The following is a 13903-nucleotide window of genomic DNA, read 5'->3' as shown; positions in this document are numbered from 1 at the left end:
CCATAGCTATACAATATAGCCTATGCTATATCTGTATGTAATGCAGTCACCCTTCACGGATCGAAGGGATCAGAAATCAGGAGGTCATATGAACGAATTCAAGAGGTGTTTAAACGTGTTTAGTCATTCTCCCTTTAAGGTACGCTTAATGCTGCTGAACATGCTGTGCGACATTTTTAACGGCAAACCGCAGCAAAACGACAAACCTTCAAACTAGCGCGGCGTCGCGGTACGCCGCTTCATTTTTCTGTCATTATTCCCATCCATACTGGCCGTTTGAGCCTAAATCCCCGATCTTTTTTACGGATTTGTAGTCCCTCTCGCAAAACAACTCACTGGCAACTGTTGACCTAATAGCCCGCTCGCTCTATCTTCTTGCAGCCCTGCACCATTTGCGGCTCGCTGAAGCGGACCCTTATTCCCTCTCCACGCACTGTCAGGCAGGCTTTGACCCTCGACGCCAGGGTGAGCACATGGCGTTTTTATGATAGTGACCTATGAATTTAACCCTGAAAGATACATTTATTACCCGCAGTCGGGCCTTAAGCCCGTGGACGGGATTCTACTTTCTGCAATCGCTGCTGATTAACTTTGCGCTTGGCTATCCGTTTAGCTTGCTCTACGCCGTTGCGTTCACCTGCCTGCTGCATCTGATGTGGCGCAGCGCACCGCGTGTGCAAAAAGGAGTGATTGGCATCTGCTCCGTCGTCGCAGCCATGTATTACCCCTTTGGCCAGGCCTATGGCTCACCAAACTTTAATACGCTACTGGCGCTGCATTCGACCAATATGGAAGAGTCTACGGAGATCATGACGATCTTCCCGTGGTACAGCTACGTTATCGGACTGTTCATCTTTGCCCTGGGCGTCATCGCGCTGCGACGTAAGCCACAGGAGAAAAAGAGCTGGAGCAAAATTGATAACCTGTGTCTGATCGTGAGTATCGCGGCATTCTTTGTCGCACCGGTACAAAATGTGGCGTGGGGCGGTGTATTCAAGCTGAAAGATACCGGCTATCCCGTTTTTCGTTTCGTTAAAGATATCGTGGTGAACAATAAAGAAGTTCTCGACGAGCAGGCGCGGATGGCTGAGCTTTCCAATATGAAGGACACCTGGAACGTGCTGGCAGTGAAGCCTAAATACCATACCTATGTGGTGGTGATTGGTGAAAGCGCGCGTCGCGATGCACTGGGTGCTTTTGGTGGACACTGGAATAATACGCCATTCGCCAGCGCCGTGAACGGAACGCTATTTACCGACTACATTGCGGCGAGTGGCTCCACACAAAAATCACTCGGTCTGACGCTAAACCGCGTCGTCGATGGGAAACCCCAGTTCCAGGACAACTTCGTCACGCTGGCGAACCGTGCAGGCTTTCAGACATGGTGGTTTTCCAATCAGGGGCAAATTGGGGAATACGATACGGCGATCGCCAGCATTGCGAAACGGGCCGATGAAGCGCAGTTCCTGAAAAGCGGTGATTTTGAAGCGGATAAGAACACCAAAGACGAAGCCCTGCTCAAGATGACGTCACAGGTATTTGCCACTCAGCGCAGCCAGCCGCAGCTTATTGTTCTGCATCTCATGGGTTCACATCCTCAGGCGTGCGATCGTACGGGGGGCAAATACACCGAGTTCGTGCAGTCAAAAGAGACCTCTTGCTATCTCTATACCATGACGCAGACCGACGATCTGTTGAGCAAGCTGTACACCCAGCTGCAAAATACCGACGACAGTTTCTCGATGGTTTACTTCTCGGATCACGGCCTTGCCTTTAAAGAACGTGGCAAAGCGGTTCAGTATCTGGCGCACGATGACCAGTTTCAGCAGAACTTCCAGGTACCGTTTATGGTGCTTTCGAGCGATGACAAAACGCATCGCGTCATCAAGGCTCGTCGTTCAGCGAACGATTTTCTGAGTTTCTTCTCGCAATGGACCGGGATCTCCGCGAAAGAAATTGCGAATAATTATCCGTTTGTTTCCAACAAGAAGGCTCCCCCAGCGTACGTTACCAACTTCAAGTTACAAAAAGTCGAGTATACTCATTTAGGTACCGATATTTTCACGACTAAGAGTCGGTAACTCAGGGCCAATACGCAGATAAAAAAAATCCGCCACATTGGGCGGATTTTTTATCAGATCACCGGAGTGATTAGAAGCGGTAACCTACGCCTGCAATCCAGGTGCCAACGTCAACGTTGCGGATACGGCTCTGCTCATAAGAGAAGTCCAGTGCAACGTTTTCGATTGGGTTGAACTGCATACCAGCGCCATAGGAGAAACCATAGTCGCTGTTGCTTGCAGTACGGTTCTCGCTCAGGTTTTCAGTCTGCTGGAATTTACCGTAGCCAACACCTACAACACCGTAGATGCTTGCCCAGTCGTTCAGGCGGAAAGCAGGACCAGCGGTCAGACCGTAGTACTGAGCTTTGTTATACGCGCCTTCTTCAGTGCGATCTTTCTCGGTGTAGGTGAAAGAACCGATCACGCCCAGCGGGTTGTTGTCTTGCTCGTAACGATACTTCAGGTTGAAACCGTTAGCTTTGTTGACAACGCCCTGCATATCGCTCTGAGCGTAACCACCGGTAACGGTAGAAGTAGCAGCTACAGCGGTACCTGCGGAAACAGCCAGAACAGCGGCCAGTGCTGAAAGACATGCAATTTTTTTCATAACCACCTCAAATGTGATCCAAGTAAGTCCGTAAGTTTTAAATATATCAAAAAATCTTCTGAAACTCTTTGAGAATCGTGATGTCTAACGAAGTCTTTGATGTAACTAAACGTTTCCACCATTAGCTATCTTATTCAATTAACATCACATTTCTGCATTATTACGCTAATTTTGCGCGTCAACTTCACGACATTCATCCAGATTATTCCTAATCTAAAAGCTTAATAATCCATCAACGCTTCACCATTTTACGGATTTGACAGGTTTTTTTTTCAACAAAGTCTCAACCGCCACCGTTTATTTACATTACACTGCGGCTTTTACTCCCTTTGACATAAATTGACAGGAGAAAGGATGCCAGGGTTGTCTCGCAAAGCACCGGTCTGGTTGCCCATCGTTGTAATACTTATCGCTATGCTGTCCATTCAAAGTGGTGCATCACTGGCTAAATCACTTTTTCCTGTCATCGGTGCGCCGGGCGTCACCGCGCTTCGTATCGCGCTTGGTACGCTCATTCTGGTGATCATCTTTAAACCCTGGCGACTAAGGTTTAAAAAAGAGCAACGTCTGCCGCTGCTCTTCTATGGACTGTCGCTCGGTGGAATGAACTATCTCTTTTACCTGTCTATTCAAACCGTTCCGCTTGGGATCGCCGTCGCGCTGGAGTTTACCGGCCCGCTGGCCGTCGCATTATTCTCCTCACGCCGACCGGTAGATTTTATCTGGGTTGTACTTGCCGTGCTCGGACTGTGGTTCTTACTGCCGCTCGGACAAGATATTTCGCACGTCGATCTCACCGGCGCGGCGCTGGCACTGGGTGCCGGAGCATGCTGGGCGGTTTATATTTTGACCGGACAACGCGCGGGTGAAGATCACGGTCCCGCCACGGTCGCGCTAGGATCGCTCATCGCCGCCATCATATTTGTCCCTATTGGTATGGCTCAGGCGACGGAAACCATCTGGCAATGGTCTGTTCTGCCTATTGGTCTCGCCGTCGCGGTTCTCTCTACAGCCCTCCCCTATTCCCTTGAGATGATTGCCCTGACGCGCTTGCCCACGCGTATCTTTGGCACGCTCATGAGTATGGAACCGGCACTCGCTGCCATGTCCGGTATGGTTTTCCTGGGCGAAACCTTAACCTTTACTCAGGTTCTGGCGCTGTGTTCAATCATTGCCGCCTCTATGGGGTCAACTCTGACAATGCGACAAGATACGAAGATTAAAGAAGTCGATATCAATTAAATGTTCTTGCCTTCTGCATGGCAGATTTTGCCATGCAGAATATAGGCCAGGCTGTCTCAATAATCACTTATTAGAACAATTTGTCACTATTTTGAAATATCCTGAAAGCGTCTAAGCTATCTAGTCAAATTAAGACTCATCCGCACAAGAATACATAAACTCCTTTTTTAACATCAACTTATAATTTCAACGACCTTCACGCTATTAAACCGATAGGCACAACCGAGCCTGCAGCTTTTAAAAGCGGTGCTATAATTATTCCCGGTAATTACCTGGAACATAAAACATCAAGAGGATATGAGACTATGAGTACCGCTAAACTGGTTAAAACGAAAGCGTCTAATCTGCTTTATACCCGCAACGATGTCTCAGACAGCGATAAGAAAGCAACGATTGAGTTGCTGAATCGCCAGGTGATCCAGTTCATTGACCTGTCACTGATTACTAAACAGGCCCACTGGAATATGCGCGGCGCAAACTTTATTGCCGTACATGAAATGCTGGATGGATTCCGAACCGCGTTAGTTAATCACCTGGATACCATGGCCGAACGTGCCGTACAGCTTGGCGGTGTTGCGCTGGGTACTACGCAGGTGATTAACAGCAAAACCGCGTTGAAAAGCTATCCGCTCGACATTCATACCGTGCAGGACCACCTGAAAGAGCTGGCGGATCGTTATGCGGTTGTCGCCAACGATGTGCGTAAAGCCATCGGTGAAGTCAAAGATGAAGACACTGCGGACATCTTCACCGCCGCGTCTCGCGACCTGGATCAATTCCTGTGGTTTATCGAATCTAACATCGAATAATCCATACGAATTATCTATTAAACCCTCGCCTGTGGCGGGGGTTTTGCACATTGATGGTGCACACTTTTTCGTTGAACGCCTGCAAAAGTAAAAAAGTTGTAATAATCACCTCACAAAATCGTTAACGGAAGATTGTTTTATCGCCGTTATTTGCGCTTAATACCCTCCCAACTGCTGACCAAAATGGATCGCACCAAAACAGTGCTCCAAATTGGTGCAACTCGATATGTTTGCAACGCTTATTGTGCAACGCATGACATTATCCCCTTTGCAAAACAATCACTTGTAAAGTTGGCACGATTATTTCATGTAGCCGTATGCTCCCGCAGGGGATCGCCCCGTGGATATAAAAGGAAATACTATGAAGTCTGTATTAAAAGTTTCACTGGCTGCACTTACCCTGGCTTTCGCTGTGTCTTCTCAGGCAGCGGACAAACTCGTTGTAGCAACTGACACCGCTTTCGTTCCTTTTGAATTTAAGCAGGGCGATAAGTATGTTGGTTTTGACGTAGATTTGTGGGCGGCTATCGCAAAAGAATTGAAACTGGATTACACCCTGAAGCCTATGGATTTCAGCGGCATCATCCCGGCTCTGCAAACGAAAAACATTGACCTGGCGCTGGCGGGTATCACGATCACCGAAGAACGTAAAAAAGCGATCGAATTCTCCGACGGCTACTACAAAAGCGGCCTGCTGTTGATGGTAAAAGCCGACAACAACGACGTGAAAAGCGTTAAAGACCTCGACGGCAAAATCGTCGCAGTGAAGAGCGGTACCGGTTCTGTTGATTACGCGAAAGCCAATATCAAAACGAAAGACCTGCGTCAGTTCCCTAACATCGACAACGCCTACATGGAACTCGGCACTAACCGTGCTGACGCGGTGCTGCACGATACCCCGAACATCCTGTACTTCATTAAAACGGCAGGCAACGGCAAGTTCAAAGCGGTTGGCGAGTCTCTGGAAGCCCAGCAGTACGGTATCGCGTTCCCGAAAGGCAGCGACGAGCTGCGTAATAAAGTGAACGGCGCGCTGAAAACTCTGCGTGAAAACGGCACCTACAACGAAATCTACAAAAAATGGTTCGGTACTGAACCAAAATAATTATTCTTAAAATAAGATGTACGGTCAGGGGCGACCTTTCGCCCCTGCTTTTTTAGAACCACGGTAACAGGAAATTATCATGCAGTTTGACTGGAGCGCCATCTGGCCTGCCATTCCTCTCTTGCTTGAAGGCGCCAAAATGACCCTGTGGATTTCGGTCCTCGGTCTGGCTGGCGGGTTGATTATCGGCCTCGTTGCCGGTTTCGCTCGCAGCTACGGTGGCTGGATTGCTAACCACATCGCACTGGTTTTCATCGAAGTCATCCGCGGTACGCCTATTGTCGTACAGGTGATGTTTATCTACTTCGCCCTGCCAATGGCCTTTAACGATCTGCGTATCGATCCGTTCAGCGCGGCCGTTGTCACCATTATGATCAACTCCGGTGCCTACATTGCGGAAATCACCCGCGGCGCGGTGCTGTCGATTCATAAAGGTTTCAGCGAAGCGGGTCTGGCTTTAGGGCTTTCTCGTCGCGAAACTATTCGTCACGTGATCCTGCCGCTGGCGCTGCGCCGTATGCTGCCGCCGCTGGGCAACCAGTGGATTATCAGCATCAAAGACACCTCGCTGTTTATTGTCATTGGCGTGGCTGAATTGACCCGCCAGGGCCAGGAGATCATCGCCGGTAACTTCCGCGCGCTTGAAATCTGGAGCGCCGTTGCGGTTGTTTACCTGATTATTACGCTGCTTCTGAGCTTTGTTCTGCGTCGTCTTGAAAGAAGGATGAAAATCCTGTGATTGAATTTAAAAACGTTTCTAAGCACTTTGGCCCAACCCAGGTGCTGCACAATATCGACCTGAATATTAAACAGGGTGAAGTGGTTGTCATTATCGGTCCTTCTGGATCCGGTAAATCCACCCTGCTGCGCTGCATCAACAAGCTGGAAGAGATCACCAGCGGCGATCTGTTTGTCGATGGGTTAAAAGTGAATGACCCAAAAGTGGACGAGCGCCTGATTCGTCAGGAAGCAGGCATGGTGTTCCAGCAGTTTTATCTGTTCCCGCACCTGACGGCGCTGGAAAACGTGATGTTTGGTCCACTGCGCGTGCGCGGTGCCAGCAAAGCCGCAGCAGAGAAACTGGCAAAAGAGCTACTGGCTAAGGTCGGTCTTGCCGAGCGCGCGCACCATTATCCGTCCGAACTTTCCGGTGGTCAGCAGCAGCGTGTCGCCATCGCTCGTGCGCTGGCGGTTAAGCCGAAAATGATGCTGTTCGATGAGCCAACGTCTGCGCTGGATCCGGAATTGCGCCATGAAGTGCTAAAGGTCATGCAAGATCTGGCAGAAGAAGGGATGACGATGGTTATCGTTACCCACGAGATCGGCTTTGCCGAGAAAGTGGCTTCCCGACTGATTTTCATCGATAAAGGCCGCATTGCCGAAGATGGCAACCCGCAGGAGCTTATCGATAATCCGCCGAGCCAGCGTTTGCAGGAATTCTTGCAGCACGTCTCCTGATAAAACGTAACGTCATATCCAAAGCCGGGCCCTAATGCGCCCGGCTTTTTCATGCCAGATTGTTCTCAAAAACTCCCCGCACCCGTCCGCCTTCTATACTTATCATTTTGCTACACATTTTCTTCATCGGAGGAAGCCGTGCCGTGGATCCTGTTGCTACTGTTTTATTTGTTCTGCGCCCCCGCGCAGGCGATCGCTATTCCGGGCGTCACCACCAGCACCACGGCTTCTGCGCAAACCGCACCGGCACCAGAACCCGACGTCGAACAAAAGAAAGCTGCCTACAGTGCGCTAGCGGACGTGCTTGAGAATGACACTTCGCGCAAAGAGCTTATAGAACAGCTGCGCACTGTTGCCGCAACACCCCCCCAGGACCCGGTCCCGAAGATTTCGCCACCTGAAGTGGTCGAGCAAAAGACCGTGCTGGAAAACGTGACCGATGTGGGCCGTCACTATGGCGATGCGTTATCTGCTCGCTTCGCCCAGCTTTATCGCAACCTTATTGGTTCCCCGCATAAGCCCTTCAACCCGCAAACGTTTAATAACGCAGCCAGCCACTTTTTGTTGCTGGCCGCCCTGGTCTTTGCCTTCTACTGGCTGGCACGCCTGTGCGCCTGGCCGTTGTATCTCAAAATGGGACAATGGGGGCGCAAGAAAAATCGGGAAAAAAGCAGCTGGTTTCATCTGCCGTTAATGATTGCGGGGGCATTCATTATTGATTTGTTGCTGCTGGCATTGACGCTGTTCGTCGGGCAGATCCTCAGCGATAACCTGCACGCAGGGAACCGCACCATCGCCTTTCAGCAGAGTCTGTTCCTGAATGCCTTTGCCCTGATCGAGTTTTTCAAAGCGCTTTTACGCTTGCTGTTTTGTCCCCGCGTCGCTGATTTGCGCCCTTTTTCCATCCGCGATGAAAGCGCAAAATACTGGGCGCTGCGGCTCAGTATCCTTAGCGGTCTGATTGGTTATGGTCTGCTGGTTGCCGTGCCGATTATTTCAAATCAGGTCAACGTGCAAATTGGCGCACTGGCAAATGTGCTCATCATGCTCTGCATTACCGTCTGGGCGCTGTATCTTATCTTCCGCAATAAGAAAGCGATTACCGACAGCCTTCTGCATCTTGCCGATCGTTCCCTGTCGTTCTTTAGCTTGTTTATCCGCGCGTTCTCTATGGTGTGGCACTGGCTCGCCAGCGCTTACTTTATCGTGCTCTGTTTCTTCTCCCTGTTTGATCCGGGCAACAGCCTTAAGTTTATGATGGGTGCGACGTTCAACAGTCTGGCCATCATCGGTATCGCCGCCTTTGTTTCTGGCCTGTTGTCACGATGGATTTCAAAAACCATTACCCTTTCCCCGCAGGTACAGCGAAATTATCCAGAACTGCAAAAACGCGTGAACGGCTGGCTATCCACATCGCTGAAGGTCGCCCGATTTCTGACGGTATGTGTGTCCATTATGCTGCTGCTAAACGCCTGGGGATTATTTGATTTCTGGAACTGGCTGCATAACGGTGCGGGCGAAAAAACGGTGGATATCCTGATTCGTATCGCGCTTATCCTGTTCTTCTCGGCGGTGGGCTGGACGCTGCTGGCAAGCCTGATAGAAAATCGGCTGGTATCAGATATTCATGGGCGGCCACTGCCCAGCGCGCGAGCGCGCACGTTGCTGACGCTGTTCCGTAACGCCCTGGCGGTCATCATCAGCACTATCACCATCATGATTTTGCTTTCTGAGATAGGCGTGAATATCGCACCGCTGCTGGCGGGTGCGGGTGCATTGGGCCTGGCAATTTCATTCGGGTCGCAAACGCTGGTGAAGGATATTATCACCGGGATCTTTATTCAGTTTGAAAACGGCATGAATACTGGCGATCTGGTGACCATTGGGCCGTTGACCGGCACCGTTGAGCGGATGTCGATCCGATCCGTTGGGGTACGTCAGGACACCGGGGCGTATCACATCATCCCGTGGTCTTCGATTACCACCTTCGCCAACTTTGTGCGCGGTATCGGTTCAGTGGTGGCGAATTATGATGTCGATCGCCATGAAGATGCAGAGAAAGCCAAGCAGGCGCTGAGAGCAGCGGTAGAGGAACTGATGGAGATGGACGATATCAGAGGGCTGGTGATAGGTGAACCGTCGTTTGCGGGCATTGTGGGGCTTACCAACACCGCCTTTACCCTGCGCGTGTCGTTTACCACACAGCCGCTCAAGCAGTGGACGGTACGCTTTGCGCTCGACAGCATGGTGAAAAAGCACTTTGATATTGCCGACGTGCGTGCCCCAGTACAAACGTATCAACTGTTACCCACGCCGGCCGTGAGCGCCCCGCCGGCTCCACAGGAACCGACGTTATAAGCTCAATCTGGCTCGCTGCCGATCAGAACGGTCGGCGGCGTTTGGCATCGTCCATAAACGTCCAGCCGATAAAGCGACTCTGTTTTTGTCCCTGCGACATCTCTTTCTTCACCACTTTCACCGCACCGATGGCGGTCAGTGCGCGATACAGAGGCGGTAAATTATCGCCACGAGAAACCAGGGTCGTAAACCATTTCACCTGACGCCCAAACGCTTTGCTTTCGGCAATCATCTTCTCGATAAACGCCACTTCCCCGCCTTCGCACCACAGCTCATGCTGTTGGCCGCCAAAATTCAGCGCAGCATCTTCTGCCTGGCCGAGGTTACGACGTTTGCGCTCGCTTCCGGCACGGGCCGCAGCAGCTGAATCATGGAAGGGTGGATTACACATCGTGGCGTCGTAGTTTTCGTTTCTATGGATAACGCCGTCAAAGATGGCGGTCTCCTCTTTCTGTCGACGCAAGCGAATTGCCCGGGTTAAGCCCTCATTGCCGTTAATAATGGCCTGCGCACTGGCAAACGCTTCCTGACCCGTCTCGCTGCCGGTAAAGCGCCAGCCGTATTCCGCCACACCGATCAGGGGATAGATCAGATTTGCGCCCGTACCAATATCCAGAACCGTCGCCTGTTTTGGAATTTCTCCACCGCAATCGTCGGCCAGCAAATCAGCGAGGTGATGGACATAATCAGCACGCCCAGGCACCGGTGGGCATAGAAAGCCTTCCGGAATATCCCACTGCGCCACGCCATAGAAATGGGCCAGCAGGGCCTTATTCAGCGCTTTTACCGCCAGCGGGTCGGCAAAATTTACCGACGGTTCACCCGCAGGTGTCTGCACGATAAACGCTTGCAGTTGTGGGCAGCTCTGACACAACGCATTCATGTCGTAGCGGCTGCGGTGGCGGTTACGCGGGTGCAATCCCGGCTTTTGGGCAGTCATGGCATTCTCCTTTTAACAGCGGCGTAAGATACCCTCTGAAGACGCGACGGTAAATAACTCTCTTTAAGGAACAATAATTCGCTAAAAATCAGTAACCTGTATGTCTATGATCTGTCAGTATTTTGTCAACAAACATCGTTCAAAAAATAAGCAGATCATCATCAAATTTTTGCGCTAAATCACCTCTCATAAGCTTCTACACTCATTCTGAATCACCCGTTGTCATTCAGAGGATGTGATTATGAAAAAGTACCTGATATCAGCACTCACCGCAGGCGTCCTGGCGACAGCCTCCTTTGCCGCCTGGTCGGCTGACCCACTCATACATGGCGATACCGGGCAATTACGCCCAGCCGGAACGGTCTCCGTGACCGGCGCGGCGAATCTCGACGATTTGCAATCCAAACTGGGTGAAAAGGCCCGTGAAGAAGGAGCAAAAGGTTTTGTGGTTAATTCAGCAGGCGGCGATAACCGTATGTACGGCACCGCTACTATCTATAAATAAGCTTCCCCTCATCCACTAAAAAGGACTGCCTCTTCTTAAAAGAAGCAGTCCTTTCTTATACGTTCCTCGACCACACATTCACTACACTTATATGAAAGACGTTGAAAGGAGAAAAAGCCATGGCATCTGGCTGGGCGAACGACGACGCTGTAAACGAGCAGATCAACAGTACAATTGAAGATGCGGTCGCGCGCGTTAGAGGAGAGCTGCCTCAGGGTGAAAGCTTGTCAGAATGCGAAGAATGTGGCGATCCGATTCCCGAGCCACGGCGCAAAGCCGTTCCCGGCGTGCGGTTATGCCTCGCCTGCCAACAGAATAAAGATTCACATAAATCTACAAATTCAGGATATAATCGCAGAGGTTCTAAAGACAGCCAGTTACGTTGACTATTCTTTACGGTAATCGAAGCCGCAAGCGGTTTACTTTACGCTCACGATTTTTACCACTACGCGTAGCAAAACGTGCCCTTCGCCCTGGAACTGTAAAGCGAAGCGACAAGAACTGTAAAAGGTCACTTCGAATTTATTAATATTCAATAACTTATTTGTCATTCAATTTTTTTGAGCAAGGCTGTCAATTCTCTTCGATTTTATCTTTCGCAAAAAAACGTGATACTTATCACATCGACGGAACATCGTCCCATTAACAGAATAACCTGCGAGAGATTAACCATGAAAACCATTAAATATGCTGTTGCTGCTATTGCTCTGACTACCCTATCTTTTGGCGCATTTGCTGCAGAATCAATCACTTCTGCTCAGGCGCAAAACATGAATAAAATCGGTGTGGTGAGTGCTGAAGGCGCAACCACACTAGATGGCCTGGAAGCGAAACTGGCTGAGAAAGCCTCTGCTGCTGGCGCTAGCGGTTATACCATTACTTCCGCCAACACCAATAACAAACTGAGCGGTACTGCGGTTATCTACAAATAACCCACATGAATTAATGCTCTACACTCGCTAACCCCTCTGGCGAGTTGCTCCAACCCTCATTGACCCTGTTGTTGTTACCCTTTGTTTGCCCGTCCGCCACTGGACGGGCTTTTTTTTGCCTTAAAAAGCGCGCTCAACGTGCCGCAACCCGGCTTCCACCGAATCGACAACCCCTGTTGCCAGTAAACAGCAGGCGATTTGGAGCTTCAGAGAATGCGGAACCGGCACGGCGCCTGCAAGGCACTGCTCAATCCACACCGCCGTCGTGTGCGGATCTTTTGCCTGCGGCAAAACGACCTCCGCGTTGTCTTCTCCGCGCTCAAGCACTACCCGCGTGCCGGAAGGTTCTATCAGCGTGAGCTGCGGGCAGCGTAGCGGGTTGGCATAGACTTCCCCTTCGGTTCCGTGCATAAGCAGCGCTCGTCCACCAATCCCCTCAAAGAAGCTGGCCACCCGCATGACATATTCAGGGTGCGAAACGCTGGAAAGACGCAATGCTTCATCTTCGGCAAACGGGGTTGCCAGCTTGGCCAGCGTGTGCGCGCTATTGCGCACCCCCATCCGCCAGCGCATCGACAGCTGATTTTCCAGCGGCGGACAGAGCGCGCTAACAGGAATATAAACCGGGCGACCCTCTTCCAGTTTCGCCTGCGCCTGTCCGGCATGAAGGGTCGGCTCAATCCCCAGCAGCGTAAAGACGGTTTCCGTCAGCACGCGCGTAGGATCCTCACTAACGCCGTGCACCACCACCGGAAAACCCAGCTTAGCCAGTAGAAGGGCCAGTAGCGGCGTCAGATTCGCCTGCTTACGTGCACCGTTATAGCTTGGGATCACAATCGGCATCGGCTTCGCCGCCGGAGGGGTCAGACGCAGGGTCTGTGCCTGCATCGCCTCATAAAATCCGCGCATTTCGGCTTCACCTTCACCTTTAATACGCAGCGCAATCAAAATGCCGCCCATTTCCAGATCCGGTACTTCACCCTTTAACATATGGCTATACAGTGCACGGGCGGTCTCACGATCCAGGTCACGGGCGTGATTTTTACCCCGCCCTACCTCTTTGATAATTTTGCGATAATCCACGACATTTCTCCTTTCGGCATATGGTTAACAATATAGCCCTGAAGGGTCCGATGCCGATAGTTTTTTGTCCTGGGACAATAATATTCTGTTTTAGCAAAGGAAAAAAAATACAAGGCTTAATTCAATTATTTGTGGTTCCTGCGAAAGATTCATATCCCGCTCTCTTCTGATTAAATAACCACCGTACAAGCATTGAGTATCAATCGTGAAAGTCTCAAGGCATGAATTTCACCAGGAAAAATATCAGGATTATCATGAATAAGGTTGCGTTAGGTATATTGTTGGCAGCAACGATTGGATGTACAGCATCCGCGTTTGCGGCAACAAATGGCGAGGGACAAATAAACTTCACGGGTGAAATTATTGATTCTGCCTGTCAGGTTGTTAATGGGTTAAGTAACCCGCTGAACGTTCCTTTAGGTAAGGTCTCTAAGACCGTTTTTACCGGTGCAGGCTCCACCAGCACGCTCACAAAATTTGATATTCAGCTAAAGGATTGTCCTGAGACGGTCACTTCTGCCGCCATTAATTTTGGCGGTACGCCAGATTCGGATAATAACACCACGCTGGCGTTGTCGTCGGATGCCGATGCCGCGACGGGCGTCGCGATTCAACTCGTCGATGCATCCGAGCAACCGGTCAGTTTATATACGCCTTCTCAGCAATATCCATTAACGGCTGGAAGCACGATTAATAGTCTTGAATTCGGTGCACGCTATATCCAAACCCAGTCAGCAGTCACCGCCGGGCCAGCGAATTCCGTATCAACTTTCACCGTTATTTATAACTGATATTATCAAT

General features: G+C 50.6%; 15 protein-coding genes. 12 read left to right on the top strand and 3 right to left on the bottom strand.

All coding sequences use genetic code 11. From position 1 onward, the window contains the following. Positions 1–88 precede the first annotated feature (88 nt). The gene (gene mntS / locus AC6EMZ_RS02865; RefSeq protein WP_498400865.1) at positions 89–217 is read left to right on the top strand and encodes a manganase accumulation protein MntS; all 129 of its coding nucleotides are present in this window, start codon (positions 89–91) and stop codon (positions 215–217) included. Positions 218–497: 280 nt separating this feature from the next. Next, positions 498–2081, top strand: coding sequence for a phosphoethanolamine transferase (locus AC6EMZ_RS02860; RefSeq protein WP_498400864.1), 1584 nt, complete (start codon positions 498–500; stop codon positions 2079–2081). Positions 2082–2151: 70 nt separating this feature from the next. On the opposite strand, the gene ompX is transcribed toward AC6EMZ_RS02860, so the two are convergent. Continuing rightward, positions 2152–2670, bottom strand: coding sequence for an outer membrane protein OmpX (gene ompX, locus AC6EMZ_RS02855; RefSeq protein ID WP_498400863.1), 519 nt, complete (start codon positions 2668–2670; stop codon positions 2152–2154). A 354-nt stretch (positions 2671–3024) separates the two neighbouring features. Here ompX and rhtA point away from each other — a divergent pair, with 354 nt between their 5' ends. From rhtA to ybiO, 6 genes are all read left to right on the top strand, one after another. Beyond that, positions 3025–3912, top strand: coding sequence for a threonine/homoserine exporter RhtA (gene rhtA, locus AC6EMZ_RS02850; RefSeq protein ID WP_498400862.1), 888 nt, complete (start codon positions 3025–3027; stop codon positions 3910–3912). Positions 3913–4217: 305 nt separating this feature from the next. Next, entirely contained in the window at positions 4218–4721 is a 504-nt protein-coding gene (gene dps / locus AC6EMZ_RS02845) for a DNA starvation/stationary phase protection protein Dps (protein ID WP_498400861.1), read from the top strand. A gap of 361 nt (positions 4722–5082) precedes the next feature. Then, positions 5083–5826, top strand: a complete 744-nt coding sequence (gene glnH, locus AC6EMZ_RS02840; protein WP_012016698.1) for a glutamine ABC transporter substrate-binding protein GlnH — start codon at positions 5083–5085, stop codon at positions 5824–5826. Positions 5827–5905: 79 nt separating this feature from the next. Continuing rightward, positions 5906–6565 (top strand): glutamine ABC transporter permease GlnP, encoded by a 660-nt coding sequence (glnP, locus tag AC6EMZ_RS02835; protein WP_012016697.1) that lies wholly within the window; start codon positions 5906–5908, stop codon positions 6563–6565. Continuing rightward, complete coding sequence (gene glnQ / locus AC6EMZ_RS02830) at positions 6562–7284, top strand: glutamine ABC transporter ATP-binding protein GlnQ (protein WP_498400860.1); 723 nt, start codon at positions 6562–6564, stop codon at positions 7282–7284. Before glnP ends, glnQ begins: the two co-directional genes overlap by 4 nt. Positions 7285–7422: 138 nt before the next feature. Beyond that, positions 7423–9642: a mechanosensitive channel protein gene (gene ybiO / locus AC6EMZ_RS02825; protein ID WP_498400859.1), complete on the top strand. Its 2220-nt coding sequence runs from the start codon at positions 7423–7425 to the stop codon at positions 9640–9642. Positions 9643–9664: 22 nt separating this feature from the next. On the opposite strand, the gene rlmF is transcribed toward ybiO, so the two are convergent. After that, on the bottom strand, positions 9665–10582 hold the full coding sequence (rlmF, locus tag AC6EMZ_RS02820) for a 23S rRNA (adenine(1618)-N(6))-methyltransferase RlmF (protein ID WP_498400858.1): 918 nt from the start codon (positions 10580–10582) through the stop codon (positions 9665–9667). 241 nt (positions 10583–10823) lie between these two features. On the opposite strand from rlmF, the gene mcbA reads away from it, so the two are divergent. The 3 genes from mcbA (at position 10824) to ybiJ (ending at position 12019) form a co-directional block, all read left to right on the top strand. After that, a complete protein-coding gene (gene mcbA, locus AC6EMZ_RS02815) occupies positions 10824–11087 on the top strand; it encodes a DUF1471 family periplasmic protein McbA (protein ID WP_498400857.1) in 264 nt (87 codons plus the stop codon). Between the two features lie 119 nt (positions 11088–11206). After that, positions 11207–11473: a DksA/TraR family C4-type zinc finger protein gene (locus AC6EMZ_RS02810; protein ID WP_498400856.1), complete on the top strand. Its 267-nt coding sequence runs from the start codon at positions 11207–11209 to the stop codon at positions 11471–11473. Between the two features lie 285 nt (positions 11474–11758). After that, complete coding sequence (ybiJ, locus tag AC6EMZ_RS02805) at positions 11759–12019, top strand: DUF1471 family protein YbiJ (RefSeq protein WP_498400854.1); 261 nt, start codon at positions 11759–11761, stop codon at positions 12017–12019. Between the two features lie 120 nt (positions 12020–12139). On the opposite strand, the gene ybiB is transcribed toward ybiJ, so the two are convergent. Further along, positions 12140–13102, bottom strand: coding sequence for a DNA-binding protein YbiB (gene ybiB / locus AC6EMZ_RS02800; RefSeq protein ID WP_498400853.1), 963 nt, complete (start codon positions 13100–13102; stop codon positions 12140–12142). A 254-nt stretch (positions 13103–13356) separates the two neighbouring features. On the opposite strand from ybiB, the gene AC6EMZ_RS02795 reads away from it, so the two are divergent. Further along, positions 13357–13893 (top strand): fimbrial protein, encoded by a 537-nt coding sequence (locus tag AC6EMZ_RS02795; RefSeq protein ID WP_498400852.1) that lies wholly within the window; start codon positions 13357–13359, stop codon positions 13891–13893. Positions 13894–13903 lie beyond the last annotated feature (10 nt).

The sequence above is a fragment of the Enterobacter sp. SCRI0065 genome (assembly GCF_059766475.1).
This window is presented reverse-complemented; position numbering and strand designations above follow the sequence as displayed.

Bases quoted from the DNA above. Each gene is read 5' to 3' on its own strand.
- AC6EMZ_RS02810 (WP_498400856.1), top strand. From the start codon at position 11,207: ATGGCATCTGGCTGGGCGAACGACGACGCTGTAAACGAGCAGATCAAC.
- glnP (WP_012016697.1), top strand. From the start codon at position 5,906: ATGCAGTTTGACTGGAGCGCCATCTGGCCTGCCATTCCTCTCTTGCTT.
- rhtA (WP_498400862.1), top strand. From the start codon at position 3,025: ATGCCAGGGTTGTCTCGCAAAGCACCGGTCTGGTTGCCCATCGTTGTA.
- mcbA (WP_498400857.1), top strand. From the start codon at position 10,824: ATGAAAAAGTACCTGATATCAGCACTCACCGCAGGCGTCCTGGCGACA.
- glnH (WP_012016698.1), top strand. From the start codon at position 5,083: ATGAAGTCTGTATTAAAAGTTTCACTGGCTGCACTTACCCTGGCTTTC.
- ompX (WP_498400863.1), bottom strand. From the start codon at position 2,670: ATGAAAAAAATTGCATGTCTTTCAGCACTGGCCGCTGTTCTGGCTGTT.
- mntS (WP_498400865.1), top strand. From the start codon at position 89: ATGAACGAATTCAAGAGGTGTTTAAACGTGTTTAGTCATTCTCCCTTT.
- ybiJ (WP_498400854.1), top strand. From the start codon at position 11,759: ATGAAAACCATTAAATATGCTGTTGCTGCTATTGCTCTGACTACCCTA.
- AC6EMZ_RS02795 (WP_498400852.1), top strand. From the start codon at position 13,357: ATGAATAAGGTTGCGTTAGGTATATTGTTGGCAGCAACGATTGGATGT.
- AC6EMZ_RS02860 (WP_498400864.1), top strand. From the start codon at position 498: ATGAATTTAACCCTGAAAGATACATTTATTACCCGCAGTCGGGCCTTA.
- rlmF (WP_498400858.1), bottom strand. From the start codon at position 10,582: ATGACTGCCCAAAAGCCGGGATTGCACCCGCGTAACCGCCACCGCAGC.
- dps (WP_498400861.1), top strand. From the start codon at position 4,218: ATGAGTACCGCTAAACTGGTTAAAACGAAAGCGTCTAATCTGCTTTAT.